This is a genomic window from Neotabrizicola shimadae, assembly GCF_019623905.1.
In the GTDB taxonomy this organism is placed as follows: domain Bacteria; phylum Pseudomonadota; class Alphaproteobacteria; order Rhodobacterales; family Rhodobacteraceae; genus Neotabrizicola; species Neotabrizicola shimadae.
The window spans coordinates 2,073,469-2,097,487 of record NZ_CP069370.1 but is presented as its reverse complement, the minus strand read 5'-3'; the positions used below and the strand labels follow the sequence as shown (position 1 = coordinate 2,097,487).

30 protein-coding genes are annotated in these 24,019 nt (G+C 68.7%); 23 read left to right on the top strand and 7 right to left on the bottom strand.

What is annotated here, in order from left to right; genetic code table 11:
• The first annotated feature begins 15 nt into the window (after nucleotides 1-15).
• Nucleotides 16-1,095, top strand: a complete 1,080-nt coding sequence (locus JO391_RS10125) for a serine protease (protein ID WP_220660378.1) — start codon at nucleotides 16-18, stop codon at nucleotides 1,093-1,095.
• A 60-nt stretch (nucleotides 1,096-1,155) separates the two neighbouring features.
• On the opposite strand, the gene JO391_RS10120 is transcribed toward JO391_RS10125, so the two are convergent.
• The 4 genes from JO391_RS10120 to JO391_RS10105 form a co-directional block, all read right to left on the bottom strand.
• The gene (locus JO391_RS10120) at nucleotides 1,156-2,082 is read right to left on the bottom strand and encodes a DUF2950 domain-containing protein (RefSeq protein WP_220660377.1); all 927 of its coding nucleotides are present in this window, start codon (nucleotides 2,080-2,082) and stop codon (nucleotides 1,156-1,158) included.
• Between the two features lies 1 nt (nucleotide 2,083).
• A complete protein-coding gene (locus JO391_RS21715) occupies nucleotides 2,084-3,562 on the bottom strand; it encodes a DUF3300 domain-containing protein (RefSeq protein WP_220660376.1) in 1,479 nt (492 codons plus the stop codon).
• Between the two features lie 136 nt (nucleotides 3,563-3,698).
• Nucleotides 3,699-4,550 carry a DMT family transporter gene (locus tag JO391_RS10110; RefSeq protein WP_220664519.1) on the bottom strand — a complete coding sequence of 284 codons (852 nt, stop codon included), beginning with the start codon at nucleotides 4,548-4,550 and terminating at the stop codon, nucleotides 3,699-3,701.
• Between the two features lie 29 nt (nucleotides 4,551-4,579).
• Nucleotides 4,580-5,458, bottom strand: coding sequence for a LysR family transcriptional regulator (locus tag JO391_RS10105; RefSeq protein ID WP_220664518.1), 879 nt, complete (start codon nucleotides 5,456-5,458; stop codon nucleotides 4,580-4,582).
• A 132-nt stretch (nucleotides 5,459-5,590) separates the two neighbouring features.
• Here JO391_RS10105 and JO391_RS10100 point away from each other — a divergent pair, with 132 nt between their 5' ends.
• The 20 genes from JO391_RS10100 (at nucleotide 5,591) to JO391_RS10005 (ending at nucleotide 19,247) form a co-directional block, all read left to right on the top strand.
• Nucleotides 5,591-7,240 (top strand): alpha/beta hydrolase, encoded by a 1,650-nt coding sequence (locus JO391_RS10100; RefSeq protein WP_220660375.1) that lies wholly within the window; start codon nucleotides 5,591-5,593, stop codon nucleotides 7,238-7,240.
• 254 nt (nucleotides 7,241-7,494) lie between these two features.
• Complete coding sequence (gene ffh, locus JO391_RS10095) at nucleotides 7,495-9,000, top strand: signal recognition particle protein (protein ID WP_220660374.1); 1,506 nt, start codon at nucleotides 7,495-7,497, stop codon at nucleotides 8,998-9,000.
• Nucleotides 8,997-9,524, top strand: a complete 528-nt coding sequence (locus tag JO391_RS10090) for a GNAT family N-acetyltransferase (protein WP_220660373.1) — start codon at nucleotides 8,997-8,999, stop codon at nucleotides 9,522-9,524. The genes ffh and JO391_RS10090 overlap by 4 nt, the downstream gene beginning before the upstream one ends.
• The gene (locus tag JO391_RS10085; protein WP_220660372.1) at nucleotides 9,521-10,057 is read left to right on the top strand and encodes a GNAT family N-acetyltransferase; all 537 of its coding nucleotides are present in this window, start codon (nucleotides 9,521-9,523) and stop codon (nucleotides 10,055-10,057) included. The genes JO391_RS10090 and JO391_RS10085 overlap by 4 nt, the downstream gene beginning before the upstream one ends.
• Nucleotides 10,054-10,557, top strand: a complete 504-nt coding sequence (locus JO391_RS10080; protein WP_220660371.1) for a GNAT family N-acetyltransferase — start codon at nucleotides 10,054-10,056, stop codon at nucleotides 10,555-10,557. The genes JO391_RS10085 and JO391_RS10080 overlap by 4 nt, the downstream gene beginning before the upstream one ends.
• The gene (locus JO391_RS10075) at nucleotides 10,554-11,066 is read left to right on the top strand and encodes a GNAT family N-acetyltransferase (protein ID WP_220660370.1); all 513 of its coding nucleotides are present in this window, start codon (nucleotides 10,554-10,556) and stop codon (nucleotides 11,064-11,066) included. The genes JO391_RS10080 and JO391_RS10075 overlap by 4 nt, the downstream gene beginning before the upstream one ends.
• The gene (locus tag JO391_RS10070) at nucleotides 11,063-11,599 is read left to right on the top strand and encodes a GNAT family N-acetyltransferase (protein WP_220660369.1); all 537 of its coding nucleotides are present in this window, start codon (nucleotides 11,063-11,065) and stop codon (nucleotides 11,597-11,599) included. The genes JO391_RS10075 and JO391_RS10070 overlap by 4 nt, the downstream gene beginning before the upstream one ends.
• The gene (locus tag JO391_RS10065) at nucleotides 11,596-12,123 is read left to right on the top strand and encodes a GNAT family N-acetyltransferase (RefSeq protein ID WP_220660368.1); all 528 of its coding nucleotides are present in this window, start codon (nucleotides 11,596-11,598) and stop codon (nucleotides 12,121-12,123) included. The genes JO391_RS10070 and JO391_RS10065 overlap by 4 nt, the downstream gene beginning before the upstream one ends.
• Complete coding sequence (locus JO391_RS10060; RefSeq protein ID WP_220660367.1) at nucleotides 12,120-12,698, top strand: GNAT family N-acetyltransferase; 579 nt, start codon at nucleotides 12,120-12,122, stop codon at nucleotides 12,696-12,698. Before JO391_RS10065 ends, JO391_RS10060 begins: the two co-directional genes overlap by 4 nt.
• Nucleotides 12,695-12,991, top strand: a complete 297-nt coding sequence (locus tag JO391_RS10055) for a chorismate mutase (RefSeq protein ID WP_220660366.1) — start codon at nucleotides 12,695-12,697, stop codon at nucleotides 12,989-12,991. The genes JO391_RS10060 and JO391_RS10055 overlap by 4 nt, the downstream gene beginning before the upstream one ends.
• A 42-nt stretch (nucleotides 12,992-13,033) precedes the next feature.
• A complete protein-coding gene (rpsP, locus tag JO391_RS10050) occupies nucleotides 13,034-13,375 on the top strand; it encodes a 30S ribosomal protein S16 (RefSeq protein ID WP_220660365.1) in 342 nt (113 codons plus the stop codon).
• Nucleotides 13,376-13,489: 114 nt separating this feature from the next.
• Nucleotides 13,490-13,993: a ribosome maturation factor RimM gene (gene rimM, locus JO391_RS10045; RefSeq protein WP_220660364.1), complete on the top strand. Its 504-nt coding sequence runs from the start codon at nucleotides 13,490-13,492 to the stop codon at nucleotides 13,991-13,993.
• A 44-nt stretch (nucleotides 13,994-14,037) separates the two neighbouring features.
• On the top strand, nucleotides 14,038-14,994 hold the full coding sequence (locus JO391_RS10040; RefSeq protein WP_220660363.1) for a hypothetical protein: 957 nt from the start codon (nucleotides 14,038-14,040) through the stop codon (nucleotides 14,992-14,994).
• Nucleotides 14,991-15,806: a tRNA (guanosine(37)-N1)-methyltransferase TrmD gene (gene trmD, locus JO391_RS10035; RefSeq protein WP_220660362.1), complete on the top strand. Its 816-nt coding sequence runs from the start codon at nucleotides 14,991-14,993 to the stop codon at nucleotides 15,804-15,806. The genes JO391_RS10040 and trmD overlap by 4 nt, the downstream gene beginning before the upstream one ends.
• Nucleotides 15,807-15,960: 154 nt before the next feature.
• Entirely contained in the window at nucleotides 15,961-16,752 is a 792-nt protein-coding gene (locus JO391_RS10030; protein ID WP_259444662.1) for a phytanoyl-CoA dioxygenase family protein, read from the top strand.
• A 254-nt stretch (nucleotides 16,753-17,006) separates the two neighbouring features.
• Nucleotides 17,007-17,381: a 50S ribosomal protein L19 gene (rplS, locus tag JO391_RS10025; protein WP_220660361.1), complete on the top strand. Its 375-nt coding sequence runs from the start codon at nucleotides 17,007-17,009 to the stop codon at nucleotides 17,379-17,381.
• An 11-nt stretch (nucleotides 17,382-17,392) separates the two neighbouring features.
• Complete coding sequence (rpmE, locus tag JO391_RS10020; RefSeq protein ID WP_220660360.1) at nucleotides 17,393-17,614, top strand: 50S ribosomal protein L31; 222 nt, start codon at nucleotides 17,393-17,395, stop codon at nucleotides 17,612-17,614.
• Nucleotides 17,615-17,742: 128 nt separating this feature from the next.
• Nucleotides 17,743-17,916, top strand: coding sequence for a hypothetical protein (locus tag JO391_RS10015; protein WP_220660359.1), 174 nt, complete (start codon nucleotides 17,743-17,745; stop codon nucleotides 17,914-17,916).
• A gap of 39 nt (nucleotides 17,917-17,955) precedes the next feature.
• A complete protein-coding gene (locus JO391_RS10010) occupies nucleotides 17,956-18,375 on the top strand; it encodes a hypothetical protein (RefSeq protein WP_220660358.1) in 420 nt (139 codons plus the stop codon).
• 62 nt (nucleotides 18,376-18,437) lie between these two features.
• On the top strand, nucleotides 18,438-19,247 hold the full coding sequence (locus JO391_RS10005; RefSeq protein ID WP_220660357.1) for a division plane positioning ATPase MipZ: 810 nt from the start codon (nucleotides 18,438-18,440) through the stop codon (nucleotides 19,245-19,247).
• Here JO391_RS10005 and JO391_RS10000 read toward each other — a convergent pair.
• Nucleotides 19,231-19,368 carry a hypothetical protein gene (locus tag JO391_RS10000; protein ID WP_220660356.1) on the bottom strand — a complete coding sequence of 46 codons (138 nt, stop codon included), beginning with the start codon at nucleotides 19,366-19,368 and terminating at the stop codon, nucleotides 19,231-19,233. The two genes, JO391_RS10005 and JO391_RS10000, sit on opposite strands and share 17 nt — an antisense overlap.
• A 203-nt stretch (nucleotides 19,369-19,571) precedes the next feature.
• On the opposite strand from JO391_RS10000, the gene JO391_RS09995 reads away from it, so the two are divergent.
• Nucleotides 19,572-21,083, top strand: coding sequence for a malonate--CoA ligase (locus JO391_RS09995; RefSeq protein WP_220664383.1), 1,512 nt, complete (start codon nucleotides 19,572-19,574; stop codon nucleotides 21,081-21,083).
• Here the strand turns inward: JO391_RS09995 and JO391_RS09990 are convergent.
• Nucleotides 21,058-22,008, bottom strand: a complete 951-nt coding sequence (locus JO391_RS09990; RefSeq protein ID WP_220664382.1) for a DMT family transporter — start codon at nucleotides 22,006-22,008, stop codon at nucleotides 21,058-21,060. The genes JO391_RS09995 and JO391_RS09990 overlap by 26 nt on opposite strands.
• A 97-nt stretch (nucleotides 22,009-22,105) precedes the next feature.
• Between JO391_RS09990 and JO391_RS09985 the strand changes: the two genes are divergently transcribed.
• A complete protein-coding gene (locus JO391_RS09985; protein ID WP_220664381.1) occupies nucleotides 22,106-22,969 on the top strand; it encodes a LysR family transcriptional regulator in 864 nt (287 codons plus the stop codon).
• A 133-nt stretch (nucleotides 22,970-23,102) separates the two neighbouring features.
• Here JO391_RS09985 and JO391_RS09980 read toward each other — a convergent pair whose 3' ends face one another.
• Nucleotides 23,103-24,011, bottom strand: a complete 909-nt coding sequence (locus JO391_RS09980; RefSeq protein ID WP_220664380.1) for a DMT family transporter — start codon at nucleotides 24,009-24,011, stop codon at nucleotides 23,103-23,105.
• Nucleotides 24,012-24,019: the final 8 nt, after the last annotated feature.

Here is a 24,019-nt window from a genome sequence, read left to right as displayed (position 1 = left end):
GACGGGAGGATGACGATGAGACTTGCCCCGATCCTTGCGCTGGCCCTGGCTTTTGCCGTGCCCGCCCTGACTGTTGACGCCCTGGCCCAGGAGGCCCCTGCGCTGCCGAAGGAGGCACCGCCTGCGGCAAAGGCCTCGCCCTTTGCCTGGGCGAAGAGCGGCGACAAGGCGAGCCACGAGAAAGCGGCGCGCGAGAAGGCCGAGGCCGGCGGCGGCAAGGTGATTGGCGGCACGCTGGCCGGCCAGGGCGCCTGGCCCTGGCAGGTGGCCCTGATGGTGGCGGGCGAGCCGGTGTCGGCCGATGCGCAGTTCTGCGGTGGCTCGATGGTGCTGGACACCTGGGTGCTGACCGCGGCGCATTGCGTGCACATGGCGGATGATGCGGGCAACTGGGGCGACCTGCCGCCGCAGGCGATCCAGGTCTTTGTCGGGTCGAACGAGCTGGCGCCGGGCAAGGGCGACCTGGTGCCGGTGCAGGCGATCTATCGCCATCCCGACTATGTGGGCTGGGAGTTCGACCACGACATCGCGCTGATCCACCTGGCGCGCGCCCCGCGCGCGGCCTATCAGACGATCACCGTCCCCGACCAGGAGTTCGGCGACTATCTGGACCAGCCGGGCGTCACCACCATCGTCACCGGCTGGGGCCTGACCGAGGGTGGCGAGCATCCCGAGGCGCTGCACCAGACCGAGATCCAGATGATGGACCGCGAGCTGTGCAACCAGACCCTGATTGAGGCCAGGGCGAACGAGGCGATCGAGGGCTTTGGCTATGCCGTCAACGTCTTCGGCCTGTCGGACGACGATGCCTATGCGCTGTGGGACGAGATGGTGTCCCGCGCGCCGGTGCCGATGAGCGGCAACATGCTGTGTTCGGGCAGCTTCGAGGGCGGTAAGACCGCCTGTTCGGGCGACAGCGGCGGGCCGCTGGTGGTGCCGCTGGAGGACGGCAGCTTTGTTCAGGCGGGCATCGTCAGCTGGGGCCTGTCGGCCGCGAATGGCCAGGGCTGCGAGGAGACCGCGATGTTCTCGGCCTATACCCGCATCTCGAACTTCCTGCCGTGGCTCGAAAGCGTGGTGAACGGCCAGCCCTGAACCGGCTTCAGCCCCAAAGTGAAGCGCCCCGGACCGATGGTCCGGGGCGCTGTCGTTTTATCACTGGCCTGCGAGCGGCTTCCAGCCCTGGGCGGGATCGGGATCGAAGGCTTCGATCTTGCCGGCGATGTCCAGCGTGTTCTCGCCCAGATCGGCCTCGTAGATCACGCCGTTCTCGCCCATCATGAAGGTCATCACGCCCGTTTCTTCCGGTTCGGCCGGATAGGCGAGCAGAGCGTAACCCGCCAGCATGTGGCCGCCCACCATGTAGTCATAGGCGCCGCCCGGCGCGGCGGGACCCTGTTTGGTGAGGATGCGATAGTAATAGCCGAAATAGGGCTCCGGCGGCTGGTCCACGCCATCCAGCGAGATGCCGTCCGCCGCCGCCTGGGCGATGAAGGGGCCGATGGGGCTTTGGGGCGCGCCCGGCTCGTCGGGCCAGTAAAGCCCGTCGCGGGTGCCGGGGTCGGACAGGATGGAGGAGGCGAACTCCATCACCCCGTCGCCGTCGTAATCGACCTGGCGGTAGGCGGCCTGCACGCCGCGCGCCCTTTGCAGCAGCGCGATCACGTCCAGTTCGTTCGCGCCGATGCGGCGGTCGAGGATTTCCTCGCGCGCCGCCGCCGGATCGAAGCGCCAGCCGCCGTCCACCGCAACCAGGGTCACGGGGAAGGGCCAGCGGGTGCGGCCGACCTGAAGCTCCTTGCGGCCCTCGCCGTCATCGACGATCTGGGCGATCTCCTGATAGTCGGCGAGGAACTGCGCGCGCGCCTTGGCATCTTCGCGCGGGTTGCCGGAGGAAATCAGGTCCTCGGACTCCGGGCCGAACACGGTGAGCAGCGCCGCCTGGTCCTGCGCGTTCAGCGCATCGACGAAGGCCGCGACAGCGGCTTCGGGCGTGGCATAGGTCGCCGGATCGGCCAGCGCGGTGCCGGCGGTCAGGCACAGAAGGCAGGCGGCGCCCTTCAGCATGGTGATCGTCTTCATCTCAGCGTCTCCCCCCGCGGCTGGATTTCCCGCGCGATGACGCGGCCTTGGCCCGCGATCCGCTGGACGGCTTGTAGGACGGCTGCCGCTTTGGCGCGGCGGCGCGGTTGGCCGCAGACGGGCGCGACGAAACCTTCGGCTTGTTGACCTTGGGCGAGGCCGCCGAGGGGCGGTTCTGCACCTTGGCCCGCGCCTCGGGCGAGGTCAGTTGCGGCCGGTCGGCCGTGGCCGGGCGCGCCGCGGCCTTGCCCACCCGGTCACCCTTGCCGGTGGCCGCGGGCAGGGTGGCAAGGCTGCCGCCGCCGGCCTTGTGACTGGCGATCTTTTCGCGCGCCGCGTCGCGGCTTGCGTCGGTCGGGCGGAAGTTGCCGTCGCGGGCGTTCTGGATGCGGTCGGCATCGACCGAGCCCAGGCGGTCGGCCGGCAGGGTCGTGGGCCGGTTCAGCGCCCCGCCCGCGATGCCCCCGGCGATGCCTCCGGCAACCGCACCGCCGAAATTGCCATCGCCCAGGTTGCCGTTTCCGATGCCATCGCCATTGCCAAGGCCCGGACGGTTGCCGATGCCGTTGCCGATCCCGTCACCGTTGCCGATGCCGGGGCGGTTGCCGATTCCATTGCCGATGCCGTTTCCGATGTTGATGCCGTTGTCGATGTTGACGTCACCGTCCCAGTCGATGTGGTTGCCGTTGCCGGACCCGCCGCCGTGCCAGTAATCGCCCCAGTCGTCATCCCAATGGTCGTTGTCGAAGATCTCGTCGATCAGGATCGCGCCGCCCCAGACGATGGCTCCGGTGGCCAGCCAGTCGTCCCAGTCGTCGTCATCCGTGACATAGACCGGGGTGGCGGGGGCAGGCGTGGTATAGACCGTCTCGGTGTATTGCGGGACATAGACCACTTCGGGATTGGCGGACGAGATCGAGATGCTGCCCGTGTCGGCATCTTCCTCGACATTCATCGCGGCATTGTCTTCGAGATAGCCGTTCAGCTTGGCCTGGGCGCGCAGGCGTTGCAGCGAGGCAAGGCAATCGTCGGTCTGCGCGATCAGCGCATCGCCCGCCATCTCGGTCCAGTCGATGTGCTCGACCATGCGGCCCAGCAGATCGGGGAAGCCGGCCGCCAGCCCCTTCACCGGATCGGGCCAGTCCTGCGCGGCGACCAGGTCGGACATTTCCTGAGCGGACTTGCCTTCGTTCTTTGTCAGGAACTGGTTGGCCTTCACCACATCCAGCGGATAGGTCGCGGCCAGCAGCACCTGCGCGAGAAGCGCATCGGGATAGAGCGCGACGGGCGCGAACAACTGATCCAGCTCATCTTCGGACAGCAAGCCCTGGGAGGGCTCACCCGTGCTGTCGGTGGCCTCCGTCACCGTCGGCTCGACCGCCGTCGTGGTCGCGGTTTCCTGCGCCAACAGCTTCGGGGCGGTCAATGCCGTCGCCCCCAGAAGCGCGACGATCAGTCCCGCGGTTCGCATGAATGTCATGGCTTGCATCCCCTCCTTCCGGCGATCCATCGGACCCGCCGCTGGTTCAGGTTGAACCTGCCCGGCAATCATATCAAGCGCGGCTGTCGCGAATGTGCAAAAGCAGCCAATTCGGCGGGAGATAACGGGAAACGGGTCAACCGTCGTCGCGCAGCAGGAGGCCAAGCGCGGCAAGGGTGGCCAGGATGCCAAGCGCGATGCGGGCGGGGGGCAGGGCGCCGTGCAGCACGATTTCCCATCCGATGACCCAGGCCGGGACAAGGTAGGTGTAGGCCATCACCTTGGCCGAGGGCAGACGCAGGCTGGCATATTGCAGAAGAACGAAACTCGCCGCGCTGGCGGCGACGGCAATATAGGCCAGCGTGATCCAGACAACGGGGGGCAGGGCGGCCCAGTCGGTGGCGCGCACATCCTGCCAGCCGGCCAGGCCAAGCAGAACCGCGCCCGCGGACATGGTGAGGAAGGTGAACACCACCGCCGGCTCGCCGCGGTTGAGCCGGCGCACCATGGGCGTATACAGCGCATGCGCGATGCAGCCGGCGAAATAGATCGCCTCGCCCTTGCCGATTTCCAGCGCCACGAGGGCGCCGACATCGCCGCGAAAGATCACCCACAGCGCCCCGGCCCCGCCAAGCGCCAGTGCCAGCGCGATGCGGGGCGTGAGGCGCTGGCGCAGAAGCAGCCAGCCGAAGCCTGCGGCCATGACCGGCGTGAGGGTGAAGACGGCGGCGGCCGAGACGGGGGGCGCGGTCTTCAGGCCCTGGAACATCAGGACGAAATAGATCGAGAGCAGGCCGCCCAGTACGGCATATCGCCACGGCGCGGCCAGCGCGGCCCGCGCGATGCCGGGGCCAAGCGCGGCAAAGGCGCCGACCAGCGCCGCGGCAAGCACGAAGCGCACCGCCGTCAGCGCAAAGGGCGAGATCAGCGGTGCCGCCAGCACGCCCAGCGAGAAACTGCCGGCGATCAGCGCCGAGAAGGCCAGCATGGCAAAGTGGCCGCGCAGCTGCGCGGGGCTCACGCCGCCCAGTCCTTCGCCGCCGTCTTCAGCGCGTTCAGGAAGGCCTGCACCTTGCGCGTGCGGTGCAGGTCCACATGGGTCACCAGCCAAAGATGCGAGTCCCAGTCGGGATTGTGCGGCAGAACCTCGACCAGATCGCGCATCAGGGCCGCGCGATGGGAGGCGATGAAGCCGATACCCGCCCCGGATTCCACCGCCATCTCCAGCGCCGCCAGTTCGCTGGCGCGAAACGTGATCGCCTCGGGCGGGGCATGGTCGCGCAGCCAGCGGTAGAAAGGCGCGCGGCTGGCGGAATCGTCGGGGCCGACAAGGCGGTGCTGGCTCAGGTCTGCCGCCGAGCCGGGCATCCCATGCGCCTCGACATAGGATCGCGCGGCGTACAGTCCGGTGCGCAGGCGGGTCAGGGGCTGCACGACGTTATCGGGTTCTTCCGGCGCCGCGCCGGCGCGGATTGCCACATGCGCCTCGCCGTAATCCAGCCGGAACACCCGCATGTCGGTCAGGTATCGCACCATCACGGCGGGGTGTTCGGTCTGGAACCGGGCGAGGACCGGCATCAGCAGGTCGGACATGCCGGCGATGGATGTCACCACCAGCTCGCCCGCCACCGTCTCGCCCTGGCCCTTGATGCGGCTGGACAGTTGGGCGAACTGCTCTTCGGTGGTCTGGGCCACGGCCAGAAGGTCGCGCCCGGCCTCTGTCGGCGTGTAGCCGCGGGCGTGGCGCTGGAACAGCCGCGCGCCAAGCTGCTTTTCCAGCGCGTCGATGTGGCGGATCACCGTGGCGTGGTGCACCCCCAGAACCTCGGCCGCGCCCGAGACGGTGCCAAGGCGGGCAACCTGGAAGGCGGTGCGGATCTCGTCCCAGTTTTCCATCATGCTCTCCCGGTCAGGAACATCCATTCGAGGCAATCGCCGCGCGATGTTCAAGAGGGGATGCGCCCCTGAACCGGTTGCATGGCGCGGGCGGCCCCGGCACAGTGGCCGCGAAAGCCCCGGAGTGACGCGATGACGACCAAGCCGTTCACCGACCTGCCGTTCTTCGCGCGGCCCTCGGCCCTGGGCATCCTGTTCGGGGCGCTGGCCTTCACCGCGGCGCTGACGCCTTCGCTGATCCCGCGCACCGGGCCGTTGCAGGGCGCCGTGGCAGGGGCGGCCTTCGCGCTGGTCTATGCGCTGGCGGTGGCGGTGGTGGTGCTCTGGCGCTGGCTTGGCCTGCCCGTGCCGCGCTCACCCTGGCCGGGCCGCGCCGCGCTGGCTGTGGCGGCGGCGGTCATGGCCTGGGGCCTGTCGCAGGCGACCGGCTGGCAGAACCAGATCCACGCCGTGATGGGGATGGAGCCGGTGGAAACCGCGCGGCCCCTTATCATCGCCGCCACCTCGCTGGTGGTGGTGCTGGTGCTGATGGCCATCGGGCGGCTCTTTCGCCGCGCCGCAGTGATCCTGGCCAATTGGGCGGCGCGTTTCGTGCCGGTGCGCGTAGCGATGGTGCTGGGCATCCTGGTCGCCTCGGTCCTGTTCTGGTCCATCGGCTCGGGTGTGCTGATGGACGGGGCACTGACCGCGATGGACAACACCTATCGCCGCATCGACGCGCTGATCCCCGCCGATGTCGCCCCGCCGACCGATCCGCTGAAATCCGGCAGCCCCGAGTCGCTGGTGGGCTGGCAGGGCCTGGGCGCGCAGGGCCGCAACCGCGTGGTGGCCTTTCCCGATGCCGCCACCATCGAACAGGTCACCGGCCAGCCGGCGATGGAGCCCCTGCGCGTCTATGTCGGGCTGAACAACGCCGAGGAGGTGGACGAAAGGGCCGATCTCGCGCTGGCCGAGCTGATCCGCATCGGCGGCTTTGACCGCAAGCTTCTGGTCATTGCCACGCCCACCGGCACCGGATGGATCGACCCCGCCTCTATGACTCCGCTGGAGTTCCTGTGGGGCGGCGACATCGCCTCGGTCTCGGTGCAGTATTCCTACCTTCCCTCGTGGCTCAGCCTGATCGTGCAGCCGGAATACGGCGAGGAAACCGCCCGCGCCGTGTTTCGCCGGGTCTATGACCACTGGCGCAAGCTGCCGAAGGACAGCCGCCCGCGGCTTTACCTGCACGGTCTCAGCCTCGGTTCGCTGAACTCGGACCTGTCGCTGGACATCTTTGACATCGTGGGCGATCCGCCGCAGGGGGCCTTCTGGGTTGGGCCGCCCTTCGCCAGCCGGCTCTGGCCCGAGATCACCGCGGCGCGCAACGCCGGCACACCAGCCTGGTCGCCCGAGTTCCGCGACGGATCCTTAGTGCGCTTCACCACGCAGACCGACACGACCGAGGTCGCCACCGCGCCCTGGGGCGACATGCGGATCGTCTACCTGCAATACCCCTCGGACGCGATCGTCTTCTTCGAACCCGACAGCGTCTACCGCGCGCCCGACTGGATGGCCAAGCCGCGCGGCCCCGATGTCTCGCCGGGGTTGAACTGGATTCCCGTCGTGACCTTCCTGCAGCTTCTGACCGACATGATGACCGCCACGCTGACCCCCACGGGCCACGGCCATGTCTATGCCGCGCGGCACTACATGGAGGGCTGGGTGGCGGTGACCTCGCCGCCCCTGGCGGATGCGGCGACGCTGGAGAAGCTGCGGGCTTGGTTTGCCGAGCAAGGGATCTGAGAGACGCGGAGGCCCCGGCCTTCGCCGGGGCAGGGCGTCTTCATCACGCCCTGACGTCACGCAGACTTGACTCAGCCCCCCCGCAAGCGTAGGGCTGCCCCAATTCCCCGGAAGCCCGAAGCTTCCGGTCCCTTGGCACATGCCGGGATCGCCACCTGCCAGCGCGTTGCGCCCGCAGGTGCCGTTCTGCATTGGCCCTTGGGTCCAGCCCCGCCCGACCCCATCTGGGGCACGGGTCCACGAAGGAGACGGTCATGTTCGAAAGCCTTTCCGAACGCCTTGGCGGCGTCTTCGACCGCCTGACCAAGGCCGGCGCGCTGAGCGAGGCCGATGTCGTCTCGGCGCTGCGCGAGGTGCGCACCGCGCTGCTGGAGGCCGACGTCTCGCTGCCGGTGGTGCGCGATTTCGTGAAGCGGGTGCAGGACAAGGCCACGGGCTCGGCGGTGACGAAGTCGGTCACGCCCGGCCAGATGGTGGTGAAGATCGTCCATGACGAGCTGATCCGCGTGCTGGCGGGCGAGGGCGAGCCGGATGCGCTGAAGATCGACAATCCGCCGGCGACCATCCTGATGGTGGGCCTTCAGGGCTCGGGCAAGACCACGACCACGGCCAAGCTCGCCAAGCGGCTGAAGGAAAAGAACGGCAAGCGGGTGCTGATGGCCTCGCTGGACACCAACCGCCCGGCGGCCATGGAACAGCTGGGCATCCTCGGCACCCAGATCGGCGTGGACACCCTGCCCATCGTCAAGGGCGAGACCGCGGTCCAGATCGCCAGGCGCGCCAAGACCCAGGCGGCGATGGGCGGCTATGACGTGTTGTTCCTCGATACCGCGGGCCGGCTGCACATCGACGAAGTGCTGATGGACGAGGTGCAAGCGGTGCGCGACCTCGCCGCCCCGCGCGAGACGCTTCTGGTGGTGGACGGTCTCACCGGCCAGGACGCGGTGAACGTCGCGCGCGAATTCGACGGCAAGGTCGGCATCTCGGGCGTGGTGCTGACGCGGATGGACGGCGACGGCCGCGGCGGCGCGGCGCTGTCGATGCGGGCGATCACCGGCAAGCCGATCCGCTTTGTCGGCCTTGGCGAGAAGATGGACGCCATCTACAGCTTCGATGCCGAACGCGTCGCGGGCCGCATCCTGGGCATGGGCGACATCGTGGCGCTCGTGCAGAAGGCGCAGGAGACGTTCGAGGCCGAGCAGGCCGAACGCATGATGAAGCGGTTCCAGAAGGGTCTGTTCAACATGAACGACCTGAAGATGCAGTTGGAACAGATGATGAAGATGGGCGGCATGCAGGGCCTGATGGGCATGTTGCCGGGCATGGGCAACATGGCCAAGAAGGCCGAGGAAGCCGGCCTGAACGACCAGATGCTGCGCCGCCAGGTCGCGCTGATCAACTCGATGACCAAGAAGGAACGGGCGAACCCCGACCTTCTGCAAGCCAGCCGCAAGCGCCGCATCGCCGCCGGGGCGGGGCTGGAGGTGGCCGAGCTGAACAAGCTTCTGAAGCAGCATCGCCAGATGGCCGATGTGATGAAGAAGATGGGCAAGGGCGGCGCCATGAAGCAGGCGATCCGCCAGATGATGGGCCGCGGTGGCGCGCCGGGCGGCATGCCCGACCCGTCGAAGATGACGCCCGAGGAACTGGAAGCCGCGGCCAAGGGCATGCGCGAAAGCATGGGGCAGGGCGGCTTCCCCGGAATGCCGCGCGGCATGTCGCTGCCCTCGGGCCTGTCGGGGCTGATGAAGAAGAAATGATCGCCTCGCCCGTCCTGCCGGTGATCGAGACCGAACGGTTGCGCCTCGTGCAGCCGGCGGCCTCGCATATCCCGGCGATGACGGCGTTCCATGGCTCCGACCGCGCGGCGGCGCTGGACTGGCAGTTGATGCCGCACGAGGCCTGGCGGCATTTCGCCTTCGTGCTGGGCCACCACGCCCTGCGCGGCTTCGGCCCCTTCGTGGCCGAGGCGAAGGAGGATGGCCGGGCGGTGGGCCTGTTCGGTCCGTGGCACCCGGAAGGCCAGCCCGAACAGGAAATCAAGTGGACGGTCTGGTCCGCCGCGGACGAGGGCAGGGGCTATGCCTTCGAGGCGGCGCGGGCCATGCTGGGCTACGCCTTCGGCACGCTCGGCTGGACCACGGCGGTCAGCTACATCCGCCCGGCCAACACCCGCTCCGCGGCGCTCGCGCGTAGGCTGGGCGCGCGCGAGCATGGCACCTGGACCACCCCGCGCGGCACCGAGGTGCGCGTGTTCCGCCACCATCCGGGGGGCGCCGCATGATCGCCCGTCCGGCCACCATCGCCTTCCCCTCGGCGCCTGAAATCCTGACCGACCGGCTGCGCCTGCGGATGCCGGTCCATGGCGATTTCGCGCATCGCCAAGCGTTCTACGCCGATGCGCGGTCGGTCTGGGAAGGCGGGCCGTTCACCGCCGAACAGGCCTGGCGCATCTTCGCCTCCGAGGTCGGGCAGTGGCCTCTGATGGGCTTTGGCCCCTTCTCGATGGAGGATCGCGCCAGCGGCGAATATCTGGGCGAGGTGGGCATCTACCAGCCAGAGGGTTATCCCGAGCCCGAGCTTGGCTGGTTTGTCACGGCCGGGGCCGAGGGCCGCGGCATCGCCGCCGAAGGTGCGCGCGCCGTCATGGCCTGGGCGCGGGCCAGCTTCGGTTGGGACCATATCGACAACTACATCGACCCCGGTAATGCCCGCTCCATCGCGCTTGGCCTGCGCCTGGGCGGCGTGATCGTCGATGCGCCCGGCGCCGATCCGACCGATGTGGTCATCCGCCACGACCTCCGGGGGCTGGCATGATCCCCCCCGTCCTGCACACGGAACGCCTGACGCTCCGCGCCCCGGTGATGGCGGATTTCGCGGCCTATTGCGCCTTCGTCACTTCGGATCGCGCCCGGTTCATGGGCGGCCCACATTCCGAAGGCACCGCCTGGTCCTGGTTCTGCAACGATGTGGCGCAATGGGCCCTTCTGGACATGGGCGGGCTGATCCTGGACCTGCCCGAGGGCGGCCCGGTCGGGCAGGTTTCGCTGACCCACGGCCCGCAGTTCCCCGAACCTGAACTGGGCTGGTTCCTGTTCGACGGCGCCGAAGGGCAGGGCTATGCCACCGAGGCCGCCGCGGCGTTGCGCGACTGGGCGCTTGGTCCTCGCGGGCTCGACACCATCGTCAGCTACATCGACCCGGACAACACGGCCTCTGCGGCGGTGGCACGGCGCCTCGGCGCGACCATCGACCCGAACGGCGCCACCCCCGGTAACGCGCCGACGCAGGTCTGGCGCTATCGGAGGGCGGCATGACCGGCCCCGTGATCGTCACCGACCGCCTGGTCCTGCGCGTGCCCTCAGATCGCGACATTGCGCCGGGCTGCGCCTTCTGGGCGTCAGAGCGGTCTCACATGATGGGCGGGCCCTGGACCGAGGCGAAATGCCGGGAGGAGTTCCAGGGGCTCTGGGACCAATGGGCGAAGCACGGCTTCTCGCTCTTCACCGTCACGCTGAAAGGCTCGGATCAGGGCATCGGCGGCATCGGGCCGTTCTTTCCCGACAGCCACCCCGAACCCGAACTGGGCTGGAGCCTTTGGTCGGCCGAACACGAAGGGAAGGGCCTGGCCTTCGAGGCCGCCAGCGCCGCGCGCGACTGGTTCTTTGCGAACACCGCCTTCGACAGCGCCGTCAGCTACACCGACCCCGACAACCACCGCTCGCACCGCCTGTGCGAACGGATGGGCGCCGTGGTCGACCTGGAAGCGCCCTATCCCTACGAGGATGGCCCCGTCGTGATCTACCGCCACCGGAGGCCCGCATGACCGCGCTGTCCGGAACCCCTGTAATCGAGACCGAACGCCTGGTCCTGCGCGCGCCCCGCAGCGGCGACTGGCCGCATTGGGAGGCCGCCGCCTTGGCCGACGACGGCCGCTTCGACCACATCGGCGGGCCGTTCGACGGGCTGTCGGCCTGGCGCGCGCTGTGCCACCTGACCGGGCACTGGGTCTATCGTGGCTTCGGCATGTTCATCTGGCAGGCCAAGGGCGACGACACGCCGCTTGGCATGACCGGGCCTTGGGCGCCGGAATCCTGGCCCGAGCCGGAAATCGGCTGGACCGTCTGGAATGCCCGTGCCGAAGGCAAGGGCTTTGCGCACGAGGCCGCCGTTGCGGCCCGCGCCTTTGCCTATCGAACCCTCGGCTGGACCACCGTCGTCAGCTACATCGCGCCCTCCAACACCCGCTCGATCCGTCTGGCGGAACGCTTGGGCTGTGTGCTGGACAACTCCGCCCCCGGCTTGCCGGTCAAGGAAACGCAGGTCTGGCGCCACCCCGCACCGGAGGCGCTGGCATGACTGGCGCCTTCATTCCCGGCCCCGTGATCACCACCGACCGCCTGGTCCTGCGGATGCCCTCCATGGCCGACTGGGAGGCTTTCGCTGCCTTCCGCTCTGGCCCACGCGCCGAAGCCCTCGGCGGGGCCGTGTCGCGCGCCGATGCCTGGCGCACCTTCTGCAACCGGGTCGGCCATTGGGCCCTGCGCGGCTATGGCATGTTCTTCTTCGCGCCCCCCGGCGTGCCGGTTGCCATCGGCATGGCCGGCCCGCAGCTGACCGAGGGCTGGCCCGAGGGCGAGATCGCCTGGGCGATCTTCGACGGCGCGTCCGAGGGCCGGGGTTATGCGCGCGAGGCGGCCGAGGCCACCCGCGCCTGGGCCGCGCGCGAACTGGGCTGGCGCCGCCCGGTCAGCTATATCGCGCCGGGCAACGCGCGCTCCGAGGCGCTGGCCACCCGCCTGGGCGCGGTCATCGACCCCATGGCGGAAGAACCCTCGGACGGGCCCTGGAATGTCTGGCGCCACCCGGAGGCGCTGGCATGATCCGCCCTTGGCTCACCCCGCCCTCCGGCCCGGCCGCCGCGCTGGTCGAACAGATCGCCGCCGCCGTGCCCGTGATCGAGACCGAACGCCTGCTCCTGCGCGCCCCGCGCATGGCCGACTGGCCGGCCTACGAGGCCGTCTTCACAACGGACCGCGCGCGCTTCATGGGCGGCCCCTTCACCGCCGAAGAGGCGTTCAACGATTTTGCCCAGGCGGTCTCCAGCTGGCTCCTGCGCGGCAGCGGCATGTGGACGATCACCGCGAAGGGCTCGGACGACGCGCTCGGCTGGCTCTACCTCTGGCAGGAATGGGGCGACCCCGAGCCCGAGATGGGCTGGGTTCTGGTCGAGTCCGCCGAAGGCAAGGGTTTTGCCGGGGAAGCCGCCCGCGCCGTCCTGCCCCATGCCCTGCGCCTGCATGGCCCCGGCGGTTTCGTCAGCTACATCGACGAAGGCAACGGTGCCTCGGTGCGGCTGGCCGAAAAGCTGGGCGCCCGCCGGGACGAGGCCGCCGAGGCAGCGCTCGGCGAGCCGGGGCTGATGATCTATCGCCATATGGGAACGAGGGACGCATGAACGACGTGACCACGCGCGCCGCTGAAGTGCTGAAGGAGCACCGCGCTTCGATCGACCGGCTTGATGCGATCCTCGTCTACACGCTGGCCGAACGCTTCAAGCACACCCAGGCGGTGGGCCGACTGAAGGCCGAACACGATCTTCCGCCCTCGGACCCGGCGCGCGAGGCGCGCCAGATCGAGCGGCTGGAGCTTCTGGCAAAGGAAGCCGATCTCGACCCCGAATTTGCCAAGAAATTCCTGAACTTCATCATCGGCGAAGTGATCAGGCACCACGAGAAACTGCAGAAATGACCGGGATGTCCCGGTCCCCACGCCATCAAAGGAGAAACTGACATGGCAACGAAGATCCGTCTGGCGCGCGGCGGCACCAAGAAGCGTCCGCACTATTCCATCGTCCTGTCCGACTCGCGCATGCCGCGCGACGGCCGCTTCCTGGAAAAGCTCGGCACCTATGACCCGATGCTGGCCAAGGACGACGAAAAGCGCGTCGTGATGAACCTCGACCGCGTGAAGGAACTGCTGGCGCTTGGCGCCCAGCCGACCGACCGCATCGCGCGCTTCCTGGAATCGGCCGGCGTCCTGCCGAAGAAGGCCCGCTCCAACCCCAAGGCCGCCGTGCCGGGCAAGGCCATGGCCGAGCGCGCCGCGAAGAAGGCCGCGAAGGCCGCCGAGTAATCGGCCGTCGCCGCCGCGGAGAGGCCGGGGGTTTCGTACCCCCGGCCCCCCGTGGGATCGTTTCCAGACAGAAAATGGACATGACCGCCTGGGCCGGTCATGCAGGAGGGCAAGATGTCCGGACCTGACCGCATCTGCGTGGGCGCCATCGCCGGTGCCTTCGGCGTGCAGGGCGAGGTGCGGCTGAAAAGCTTCTGCACCGAGCCGGCCGACATCGCCTCTTACGGCCCGCTTTACGACGAAGCCGGCACGCGCCGCTTCAGCGTCAAGCTGACCCGGCCGATCTCCGGCGGCCTCGGTGCCCGGATCGCCGGCGTCACCACCAAGGAAGAAGCCGATGCCCTGAAGGGCACCCAGCTTTATGCCGACCGCGACCGGCTGCCCCGGCTGCCGGACGACGAATTCTACCACGCCGACCTCATCGGCCTTGAAGTGCGCGACACCGGCGGCGCCCTGCTGGGCCGGGTGCGCGCCGTTCAGAACCACGGCGCCGGCGACATCCTGGAAGTGTCAACTCCCAAGGGCGAGATGCTGATCCCCTTCACCCTGGCCGCGGTTCCCACGGTGGACATCGCAGCTGGCCGCATCGTTGCCGACCTGCCCGAAGGGCTGGACTAGGCCCCGGCGCAGGGGCAGTGTGCCGCCCGGAAAAGGGGGGCGGAATGCAAGGCAAGATCAGGCTCGCGATGGGCGCCACGGCGCTTTTGTACCTCGGCCCCCTTCTGGCCGGGCTCGCGGGGCAGGCCTGGGCTGCCGTGCCCGTCTTCATCCTGACCTTTCTCCTGTGGTCCATCGTCATGCGTCCCGCGGCCTTCCCGCGTGCGGCCTCCGCCTGGACCCAGCCGCGCATCTGGATCGGCGCGCTGGTGCAACTGGCCGTGCAGGCGCTGCTTGTGCTTCTGCTTTTCGGCCTCGGTCGCGGCATCGGCGGCGTCGCGGGCTTCCTGCCCGTGATCCACCCGGCGCTGCCCGTGGCACTCTCGGCCCTGTCGATCCCTCTCACCCGGCTGATCTGGGATCCGGTCAAGGCGGAAAAGCTCGATGCGCTGCTGGACGATGCCCTGGCGCAGATCAACGGGCTTGCCCTGCAAGGGCAGCGCGCGCGGGAAGAGGACGACCGCCGCAAGGCCGAACTCGATGCCGAGGTCGCGCGCATCCGCGCGCGGCTGGAGGCGGGCGAGACCGACCTGCGCGCCCTTCATGGTCGCGCTCCGGCCTGGCAGCTCTTGCGTGCTGTATGCGACGTGAAGGTCAACCAGGGCCTGACACCGGCCTTGTCCACCGCGCTGGTGGATTTCGCCACTGACCCGGCCTTGTCGATGGAATTGCAGGGGCAAGAGGCGCCCTGCACCGCCTTCATGCTGGTGCGCGACGATCCGGTGGCCACCGCCCGGTTTGCCGAACGCTATGCCGCCCTGCTCGAGGCCGATCCCGAGGCCTACTGGGACGGGCCGAGCAATGTCTTCCTGCGCCATGCCGAACGCGCCCATGCCGGCACGCCGGCCGAAGCTGCGCTGCACGCGCTGCGCGTGGCGCAGTACCGCATGACCCGCGCGCGCCGGGACCGCGCGCGCGCGCTTGCGGGCGAAGAGGAATGGACCGATAACCCCGCGCCATGACCGATACGCCCGACCGCCCGAAAAGCCATGGCCGCTTCTCCATCCAGGCGAGCCTGAAACCCCGCGACCTGATGGAGGAAACGCGCGTGGTGCGCGGCGCCTGGGAGGCGCGGATCATCACGCTCTTCCCCGAGGCCTTCCCCGGCACGCTTGGCCTGTCACTCACCGGCAAGGCGCTGGAGATGGGGCTTTGGGCGCTGAAGACCTTCCCCTTGCGCGAGTTCGGCGAGGGCAAGCACCGCAACGTCGATGACACGCCGGCAGGCGGCGGCGCCGGCATGGTGCTGCGCGCCGACGTGGTGGACCGCGCGCTGACCGCCGCCGCCACTGCCCTGCCGCGCGACCGCTGGCCGGTGATCTACCTCTCGCCCCGTGGCCGCCCCTTCACGCAAGCCACCGCCCGGCGGCTGGCCGATTGCGACGGCATCACGCTTCTCTGCGGCCGGTTCGAGGGCGTGGACGAGCGCGTGCTGGAAGCCCGCAAGATCGAAGAGATCTCCTTGGGCGATTTCGTCCTGACCGGCGGCGAGATCGCCGCGCAGGCGATGATCGACGCCGTGGTGCGGCTCAGGCCCGGGGTCCTGGGCAACCAGGCCTCGACCGAGGAGGAAAGTTTCTCGGAAGGCCTCCTGGAACACCCGCAATACACCCGCCCCGCCGTCTGGGAAGGCCACGAAATCCCGCCCGTGCTGACCGGCGGCAACCATGCCGAGGTGGCAAAATGGCGCCGGGCCGAGGCGGAACGGATCACGAAGGAACGGCGGCCGGATTTGTGGTCGACCTGGCTGCGCCGGCAAGGCCGGTCGGGTTGAGGCCCTTGCCTGCCGCGACTTCCGGGCCTAGTCTGGACGCATGATGTTCATGTCCACCTTCTTCCCTCTGGCCTGACCCTCGAAGGGTTGCGCGTGCCCAAGGGCGCGTCCTCAGGCAATGCCGGCGCCCTGTGCTGTCGGCGAAAACAGGATCATGAACATGAATTCCGCGTCTTCCGCCGGCCTTGGGCCGGACCACATCGACCAATTCATACGCCAGGGCTATGTCGCGCTTGAAGGCGCCTTCGACCCTGCCGATGCCGCCGAAGGCCGGGCGCTGCTTTGGCAGGCCATGGGGCTTGCCCCCGACAATGCCGCGGGCTGGACCCGCCCCGTACTGCGGGTTGGCTTCCGCACTGACCCGCCCTTTGTCCGGGCGGCCAACACCCCGCGGCTCCATGCGGCCTTTAACCAGCTGGCCGGGGCAGGGCGCTGGCTGCCCCCGCCCGGACTTGGCACATTCCCCGTGCGCTTCCCGGTCGCGGGCGATCCCGGTGATCTCGGCTGGCACGTCGATCCGTCGTTCGGCACCGAGGACCCGGATTTCCTGCGCTGGCGGGTGAATGTGAAAAGCCGCGGGCGGGCGCTTCTGATGCTCTTCCTGCTCTCAGACACTGGCCCGCAGGATGGCCCGACGCGGCTGCGCGCCGGATCGCATCAGCACATCGCGCGTCAGCTGCTGCCGCGAGGTGAGGAGGGCATGACCCTGGGCGAACTGGCCACCGACGATTTCGCGACAACCGCCAGCTGCGCCGAGGTTCAGGCCACCGGCCCGGCCGGCACCGTCTTCCTGTGCCATCCCTTCCTGGTCCATGCGGCGCAGCCGGTCCGGGGGCCTCAGCCCCGCTTCCTTGCTCAGCCGGCGCTCTTGCCGCGCTTCGGCTTCGATCCGGCGCTGCCGCCCTCGCCGGTACAGATCGCCATCCGGCAGGCCTGCGGGCTGTAGCCGATCAACCGCCGCTTGACCCCCGGCCTGCGCGCGCCTATACGCGCCCGGTCCGGGGCTTCGCCCATCGGACCCGATTCCCTTTGCCCTGTCCCGGGGTTCTTCGTCCGGGTGCCGGCAAGGGGGCGGCCTAAACAAGTCAGGCGCCAACTCCGGCGGGCTCGCCCATCCAGGCGGGGACCCGAACGAAGACCGGGAGCTCTGGGTCGGCATCACCTCTGCGGAACACCGCAGGCAAATGGAGACTGAAGCGCATGAACCTCATCGCGCAGCTTGAGGCGGAACAGATCGCCGCGCTCAACAAGACGATCCCGGACTTCAAGGCCGGCGACACCATCCGTGTCGGCTACAAGGTGACGGAAGGCTCGCGGTCGCGGGTGCAGGCCTATGAAGGCGTCTGCATCGGCCGCAAGGGCGGCGCCACCATCGCGGCCTCGTTCACCGTCCGCAAGATTTCCTTCGGCGAAGGCGTGGAACGCGTCTTCCCGCTCTACTCGACCAACATCGACTCGATCGAGGTCGTGCGCCGCGGCAAGGTCCGCCGCGCCAAGCTCTACTACCTCCGCACGCGCCGCGGCAAATCCGCCCGCATCGCGGAAGTGGCCAACTACAAAGAAAAGTCGGAATAAGGAGCGCCGCGATGAAAGAGGGCATCCACCCCGAATACCACACCATCGAGGTCAAGATGACCGATGGCACCACCTTCCGCACCAAGACCACCTGGGGCAAGGAAGGCGACACCATGTCGCTCGACATCGACCCGCTGTCGCACCCGGCCTGGACCGGCCAGCAGGCCAAACTGATGGACACCGGCGGTCGCGTGTCGAAGTTCAAGAACAAGTACGCGGGCCTCGGCTTCTGAGCCATCCGCGAGGGACAGTAGAAGGGCGCGCCGCAATCGGCGCGCCATTTTCTTTTCCGCACTCTGCCGCGACGGAAACCGCCCGCGCCGCCGTTTCCCTCTCACCGGATCAAGGAAGGAGAGCGCGAATGGCCACAGCCTGCGGATTCTGGATCACCTGCCTGACGGGAGGCCTCGACGCCTGGTCGCGCGACGCCACCCAGGCCCCCCTGGGCTGCAACGGGCCGCTGGCCTTGTCCCCGGTCCCGCCGCCCTGTCCGCGCCGCCCGGCAGCCGAACCGGCGCCAGAGCCGCGCAGCTGACCCCTTCCGCGTCGCCCGAAGCTGCGCCATGCTCGCGCCATGCGACGCGCGGCGCTCACAGCCTTGCTTGCCCTCTGTGCCGCCCCCGCCGCGGCGCAATCGGTCTTTGACCGCGCTGCGGGGCTTTACGGCGATGCGAAAGACCCGGCGCTGTCCTGCACGGCCAACCCGCACCGGCTCAGCTTCATCGACAGCCCGCCCCATGCCTTCTTCACCTGGGCCGAACCCACGCCCGATGCGCAGGGCCGGATGCGCAGCGTGGACCGCTACGACCTGGAAGGCGCGACCGACACCACCCTGCTTCTGGAACTGGAAGGCAGCCCCGAACGCTCCGCCGAAGGCCAGCGCCCGGTCTGGATCCTGCGCCTGAGCACCGACGGCTATTGCTGGGGCCGGCAGGATTGGCCGCTCATCCGCTGCGAGCGTCCGCAAGTCCGCTGCGACCAGCCCGTGTCGTGACGGCTTCCCCTTGCGCCCGGCGCTGCGTATAGGTCTCTCCCGCATCCGGGCAGAGGTCGGTCATGGCGCATATCATCGTGGTGGGCAACGAAAAGGGCGGGTCGGGCAAATCCACGACCTGCATGCATGTCGCCACGGCCCTGGCGCGCCTCGGCCACCGCGTGGGCGCGCTGGATCTCGACCTGCGCCAGAAGAGCTTCGGCCGCTACATCGAGAACCGCCGCGCCTGGCTTGCGCTCTCGGGCCTCGACCTGCCCACGCCCGATTACCGCGACCTGCCCGACATCGACCCCGGCGTGCTGCCCGAAGGCGAAAACCCCTATGACGCCCGCCTGTCCGCCGCGGTCGAGGCGCTGGAGCCGGTCTCGGATTTCGTGGTCATCGACTGCCCCGGCAGCCACACCCGCCTCAGCCAGGTGGCCCATTCGCTGGCCGACACGCTGGTCACACCCTTGAACGACAGCTTCGTGGATTTCGACCTGCTCGCCCATATCGACGCGGAATCGGGTCGCGTCACCGGGCCGTCGATCTATTCGGAAATGGTCTGGTCCGCGCGCCAGTTGCGGGCGCAGGCCGGGCTGAAGCCCATCGACTGGATCGTGCTGCGCAACCGCCTCGGCGCCCAGCAGATGCACAACAAGCGCAAGGTGGGCGCGGCGCTGGAAGATCTCTCACGCCGCATCGGCTTCCGCGTGGCCCCCGGCTTTGCCGAGCGCGTGATCTTCCGCGAATTGTTCCCCAGGGGCCTGACGCTCCTGGACCTGAAGGACACAGGTGTCGATCACCTGAACATGTCCCATGTCGCGGCCCGGCAAGAGGTGCGCGACCTGATCTCGGCGCTTCGGCTGCCGGGCGTCACGCCATCATTCTGAAGACCGACTTGCCGGTCGCCGGCAGGCGGCTCGGCACCCGGGCCGACAGAAGCCCAAGGCGGCGGTCGAACATGTCCGGCGAGGCGCTGGCGCGGCGGAACCGGGCGAAGAAGGCTTTCATGACTTGGGTCCTTTCTGGGCGCGTGTCATTGTCGCTTGGGGTGATCTGACCGGCCAAGCGGGGCAGCAATGGGGCACAACCGGGACGGGCGCGGTGTATTTTCGTGCCTGCTTTCCGCGCGAGTTGCCCCCGGCCCGCGGCCATCGCGGTTGAGCCCCGGCGCGGCCCGTGGCAATCAGGCCCTGCCGCAAGGGAGAACCGCCATGCCCAACCCGATGTTCGATGCGCTCTTCGCCCCGCTCGCAGGCCGCGCCAGCCCGCTTCTCATCCTCGCCGACGGGCGCACGATCTCGGGCGATGCCTTCCTGGCCATGGTCGCGCGCTTCGCCCATGCGCTCCGGGCCGAAGGCGTGGGGCCGGGCGACCGGCTGGCCGTCCAGGTGGCAAAGTCGCCCGAGGCATTCGCCGTCTACGGCGCCGCCGTGGCGCTTGGCGCGGTGTTCCTGCCGCTCAACACCGCCTATACCCCGGCGGAAGTCGCCTATTTCCTGGGGGATGCCGAACCGCGCGTCTTCCTGTGCGATCCCGCCCGTCAGGCCGATCTCGCCCAGGTCGCGGGCAGCGCGCGCGTGCTCACCCTGGCGGCCGATGGCACCGGCACCCTGGCCGACCGCGCAGCGGGCCAGCCCGGCACCATCACCCCGGCCGACCGGGGCGAGGATGACCTGGCCGCGCTTCTCTACACGTCCGGAACGACCGGCCGCTCCAAGGGGGCGATGCTCAGCCAGCGCAACCTTCTGTCCAACGCCCGTGTCCTCGCCGATCTCTGGCGCTTCACCGACCGCGACATCCTGCTCAACGCCCTGCCGATCTTCCACACGCACGGGTTGTTCGTGGCCGGCAACACCGTGCTTCTCAGCGGGGCGTCGATGATCTTCCTGCCCGGCTTCGACCAGGAAGCGATGATCCACTGGCTGCCGCAGGCCACCGCCATGATGGGCGTGCCCACCTTCTACACCCGGCTTCTGGACGATCCCCGCTTCACCCGCGATCTCGTCGCTGGCATCCGGCTCTTCGTCTCGGGCTCCGCGCCGCTTCTTGCCGAAACCCACCGCGCCTTCGAAGACCGGACCGGCCACCGCATCCTCGAACGCTACGGCATGACCGAAACCAACATGAACACCTCCAACCCCTACGAGGGCGAACGGCGGGCCGGCACGGTGGGCTTTCCCCTGCCGGGGGTGGACCTGCGCATCATGGCCGATGGCCGCGAACTGCCCCCGGGCGAAGTCGGCGTGATCGAGGTGCGCGGCCCCAACGTGTTTCAGGGCTATTGGCGGATGCCGGAAAAGACGGCCGAGGAACTGCGCCCCGATGGCTGGTTCATCACCGGCGATGTGGGCGTCGTGGATGACCGGGGCTATGTCACCATTGTTGGGCGCGCGAAGGACCTCATCATCTCGGGCGGCTTCAACGTCTATCCCAAGGAGGTCGAGCTTCTGCTCGACGAGGTGCCGGGCGTGAAGGAAAGCGCCGTGATCGGCCTGCCGCACCCCGATTTCGGCGAGGCGGTCTTTGCCGTCCTGTCCGGTGGGGCAGGGCTGGACGGTGCGGCGGCGGTCGATGCCATCCGCGACCGCCTCGCCAGGTTCAAGCAGCCCAAGGCCGCCGTGGTGGTGCCCGACCTGCCGCGCAACGCCATGGGCAAGGTCCAGAAGGCCGAACTGCGCGCCCGCTACAAGGACTGGTTCACCGCCCCGGACAAGCCGGCCTGATGCGATTGCCCCAGGACCGGTCACCCTGCGGCTCGGCCCGGCTGGAAAGCCAGACCCCGAAGATCGCCACCGCCACGCCCAGTGCCTGCGACCAGTCCGGCATCCGCCCGAACCCCGTAGCCACGACCAGCGCGGAAACCGGAACAAGATTGAACAGCACCGAAGTCGCCGCCGCGCCACGCTCGGCAATACCGGTCTGCCAGAACACATAGGCCAGAACCGTGCCGATCAGCGCCATGTGCAGGCTGGCCAGCCAGAAGACCGGCGATGCCCCGGCAAGCACGCGGAAAGGTTCCTCCTGCTCAAAGGCGATCACCATCAGTGCCAGCGCGCCGAAGATCATCGTCCAGACGGCGGTGTCGATCGGCGCGGCCTTCACCACCCAGCGACGGCACCCGATGGTATAAAGCGCCCAGGCAAGGCTTCCCCCGGCGATCATCAGATCACCCGCTGCCAGATGTGTGCCCCGGAACGCGCCCACCGTCAGAGCAAGGCCGATCAGGCTGATCCCCATGCCGGCCAGAACCCGCCCGCCCACCCGGTGGCGGCGCATCGCGGCTTCCAGAAGATGTGTCGTCAACGGGGTTGTGCCCATGATCAGGGCTGCGGTGACCGGGCTGGAACTCTTCATCCCCAGGAACAGCGCCGCATTGAAGCCGGCGATGCCGATCAGCCCAAGCATCGCAAAGGCCAGCGCATTGCGCCGCAGCACCGTGAAATCCAGCCCGCTTGTCATCGCCAGCCAGCAAAGCGCGGCAAGCGCGGCAAGACCAAACCGCAGCGCCGCGGCTGTCCAGGGCGTCGCCTCGGACAGAACGATCCGCGTCGCCTCGAAATTCGTGCCCCAGAACACCGCGGCCAACCCGCTCAGGATCAAGGCGTTTCTCTCAAGGTTCTGGCGGGGGATCATGGATATGTCGGTCATCGGCAACCCTCTGCTTTGGATGCCCGTGACAATCTGCTTCCTCGGATCGCCCGAATATGGAAAATAGCAAAAATCCGTTTTCCGATATCGGAACATCATGACACCAAACTGGGATGATCTGCGCGTTTTCCTCGCGCTCACGCGAGAGGGCAGCCTGACCGGCGCGGCCCAACGCCTGCGCGCCGGCGTGGCCACGGTGTCCCGGCGCATTGAACGGTTCGAACAGGCCCTTGGCGTGCCGCTCTTTCTGCGTCACCAAAGCGGCTATGTCCTGACCGATCAGGGCAAGGCCCTGTTGCCGCGCGCCGAAGCCGCCGAAGAGGCGCTGGCCGGCCTTCTGCACGCGGCGGACGAACAGGACCGCATCCGCGGCAATGTCCGCGTCGCCAGCATCGAAAGCCTGATCACGCCGCTTCTTGTGCCCGCCCTGGCGCCTCTGCTGGCGGCGCATCCCGGCCTCGACGTGGAAATCCTGTTCAGCACCCAGACGGTGAACCTGCACCGCCACGACGCGGACCTCGCATTGCGAATGGTGCACCCGGATCATGGCAACCTTCTGGTGCGGCAGGTGGTGGTGATGGGCTTTGGCCTCTACGGCCCGCCTACGGGGGCCGCGCCCGCGCGTCATGTGTCCTGGCCCGATCATGTCAGTCTCGGCACGGTGCTCGCCTGGTCGCGGGCCTTCGCCGGCCCCGACACGCCCCGGCTTTCCGTCAACACGCTCGAGGCGCAGGTTCAGGCCGTGCGGCAGGGGCTGGGGCTGGCTGTCCTCCCGCATTTCCTGGCCCGGCCCGCGCAACTGCGCCTGATCGCGGACCGCCTGCCCGACGGCGGTGCGATGGAACGCCCCGTCTATCTGGTCACCCAGGCGGACCTTGCGGCCTCGCGCCGCGTTTCGGCGGTGTCCGGCGCCATCGTCGATGCCATCGCCGCGCGGCGGGCCGAGTTCGGCCCCGATTGACCGGGACTTGGTCGGGCCATGGGCGTGCGGGTCAGGCGCAGCCTCGGACAAATGTTAAGTCCAAGTTAATCCGCGTCCGCAACCCATTGATTTTCCGCGATCCACCCAAGCGTCCGAGCTCGGACGCCCCCGGTCAGGGCGTCTCGATCGCCTCGGGCGGCGCCTCCAGCCGCCCCTTCGCCTGCCTCTCCCGGACCGAGATATAGACCGCGCAGCCGATCAGGATCGCCACCCCAAGGAAGGTCCATCCATCCGGCAGGTCGCCAAAGACCCACCACCCCAGCAGGGTCGAGGTCACCATCTCGGTATAGGCCAAGGGCGCCAGCAGCGAGGCCTCCGCATGGTCATAGGCCCGCACGATCAGATAGTGCCCGAAGGTCGCGATGGCCCCCAGCGCCGCGAACATCGCCCACTCCCCCGCCGTGGGCGCCTGCCACACCGCCCAGACCCCGACCGAGGTGATCAGCGTCCCCATCGCATTGGTCTGGAAGGTCGTGACTATGGCATGGGCACTGCCCGAGATGGAGCGGGTCATCACGAAATAGATCGCCAGGCAAGTCCCCGCGCCCAGGGCATACAGGCTGCCGGGGTTCCACACCGCGAGCCCCGGCCGGATGATGATCAGCGTCCCCACGAACCCGATCGCCACCGCCGTCCACCGCCGCGGCCCCACCTCCTCGCGCAGGACAAGGGCCGACAGGACCGTCACGATCAATGGCTGGACGAAGAAGATCGCCAGCGCATCGGCAATGGGCAGGGTCTTCAGCGAGGTGAAGAACAGGAAGGTGGCCGCGATCAGGAACCCCGCGCGGAACAGGTGATAGACCGGCCGGTCGGGTAGCAACCCCGCCCGCCCCCCGATCTTCAGCGCGAAGGGCAGGGTCAGCAGCGCCCCGAACGCCACGCGGGCCCAGACGATCTGCAGGATCGCCAGACCCCCCTGTCCCAGAAGCTTGGCGATCACGTCGATCCCCGGCAGGATCGCCATGGCCGCCAGCATGAAGGCCACCCCGATCAGGGGTCGGTGGGGGGGAAGGGTCATTCTGGCCT

Bases quoted from the DNA above. Each gene is read 5' to 3' on its own strand.
- rplS (WP_220660361.1), top strand. From the start codon at position 17,007: ATGAACCTCATCGCGCAGCTTGAGGCGGAACAGATCGCCGCGCTCAAC.
- rpsP (WP_220660365.1), top strand. From the start codon at position 13,034: ATGGCAACGAAGATCCGTCTGGCGCGCGGCGGCACCAAGAAGCGTCCG.
- JO391_RS10030 (WP_259444662.1), top strand. From the start codon at position 15,961: ATGAACATGAATTCCGCGTCTTCCGCCGGCCTTGGGCCGGACCACATC.
- JO391_RS10005 (WP_220660357.1), top strand. From the start codon at position 18,438: ATGGCGCATATCATCGTGGTGGGCAACGAAAAGGGCGGGTCGGGCAAA.
- JO391_RS09995 (WP_220664383.1), top strand. From the start codon at position 19,572: ATGCCCAACCCGATGTTCGATGCGCTCTTCGCCCCGCTCGCAGGCCGC.
- JO391_RS10070 (WP_220660369.1), top strand. From the start codon at position 11,063: ATGACCGCGCTGTCCGGAACCCCTGTAATCGAGACCGAACGCCTGGTC.
- JO391_RS10055 (WP_220660366.1), top strand. From the start codon at position 12,695: ATGAACGACGTGACCACGCGCGCCGCTGAAGTGCTGAAGGAGCACCGC.
- rpmE (WP_220660360.1), top strand. From the start codon at position 17,393: ATGAAAGAGGGCATCCACCCCGAATACCACACCATCGAGGTCAAGATG.
- rimM (WP_220660364.1), top strand. From the start codon at position 13,490: ATGTCCGGACCTGACCGCATCTGCGTGGGCGCCATCGCCGGTGCCTTC.
- ffh (WP_220660374.1), top strand. From the start codon at position 7,495: ATGTTCGAAAGCCTTTCCGAACGCCTTGGCGGCGTCTTCGACCGCCTG.
- JO391_RS09990 (WP_220664382.1), bottom strand. From the start codon at position 22,008: ATGACCGACATATCCATGATCCCCCGCCAGAACCTTGAGAGAAACGCC.
- JO391_RS10040 (WP_220660363.1), top strand. From the start codon at position 14,038: ATGCAAGGCAAGATCAGGCTCGCGATGGGCGCCACGGCGCTTTTGTAC.
- JO391_RS09980 (WP_220664380.1), bottom strand. From the start codon at position 24,011: ATGACCCTTCCCCCCCACCGACCCCTGATCGGGGTGGCCTTCATGCTG.
- JO391_RS10080 (WP_220660371.1), top strand. From the start codon at position 10,054: ATGATCCCCCCCGTCCTGCACACGGAACGCCTGACGCTCCGCGCCCCG.
- JO391_RS10065 (WP_220660368.1), top strand. From the start codon at position 11,596: ATGACTGGCGCCTTCATTCCCGGCCCCGTGATCACCACCGACCGCCTG.
- JO391_RS10000 (WP_220660356.1), bottom strand. From the start codon at position 19,368: ATGAAAGCCTTCTTCGCCCGGTTCCGCCGCGCCAGCGCCTCGCCGGAC.
- JO391_RS09985 (WP_220664381.1), top strand. From the start codon at position 22,106: ATGACACCAAACTGGGATGATCTGCGCGTTTTCCTCGCGCTCACGCGA.
- JO391_RS10060 (WP_220660367.1), top strand. From the start codon at position 12,120: ATGATCCGCCCTTGGCTCACCCCGCCCTCCGGCCCGGCCGCCGCGCTG.
- JO391_RS10110 (WP_220664519.1), bottom strand. From the start codon at position 4,550: ATGCTGGCCTTCTCGGCGCTGATCGCCGGCAGTTTCTCGCTGGGCGTG.
- JO391_RS10125 (WP_220660378.1), top strand. From the start codon at position 16: ATGAGACTTGCCCCGATCCTTGCGCTGGCCCTGGCTTTTGCCGTGCCC.
- JO391_RS10015 (WP_220660359.1), top strand. From the start codon at position 17,743: ATGGCCACAGCCTGCGGATTCTGGATCACCTGCCTGACGGGAGGCCTC.
- JO391_RS10100 (WP_220660375.1), top strand. From the start codon at position 5,591: ATGACGACCAAGCCGTTCACCGACCTGCCGTTCTTCGCGCGGCCCTCG.
- trmD (WP_220660362.1), top strand. From the start codon at position 14,991: ATGACCGATACGCCCGACCGCCCGAAAAGCCATGGCCGCTTCTCCATC.
- JO391_RS10120 (WP_220660377.1), bottom strand. From the start codon at position 2,082: ATGAAGACGATCACCATGCTGAAGGGCGCCGCCTGCCTTCTGTGCCTG.
- JO391_RS10085 (WP_220660372.1), top strand. From the start codon at position 9,521: ATGATCGCCCGTCCGGCCACCATCGCCTTCCCCTCGGCGCCTGAAATC.
- JO391_RS21715 (WP_220660376.1), bottom strand. From the start codon at position 3,562: ATGACATTCATGCGAACCGCGGGACTGATCGTCGCGCTTCTGGGGGCG.
- JO391_RS10010 (WP_220660358.1), top strand. From the start codon at position 17,956: ATGCGACGCGCGGCGCTCACAGCCTTGCTTGCCCTCTGTGCCGCCCCC.
- JO391_RS10075 (WP_220660370.1), top strand. From the start codon at position 10,554: ATGACCGGCCCCGTGATCGTCACCGACCGCCTGGTCCTGCGCGTGCCC.
- JO391_RS10090 (WP_220660373.1), top strand. From the start codon at position 8,997: ATGATCGCCTCGCCCGTCCTGCCGGTGATCGAGACCGAACGGTTGCGC.
- JO391_RS10105 (WP_220664518.1), bottom strand. From the start codon at position 5,458: ATGGAAAACTGGGACGAGATCCGCACCGCCTTCCAGGTTGCCCGCCTT.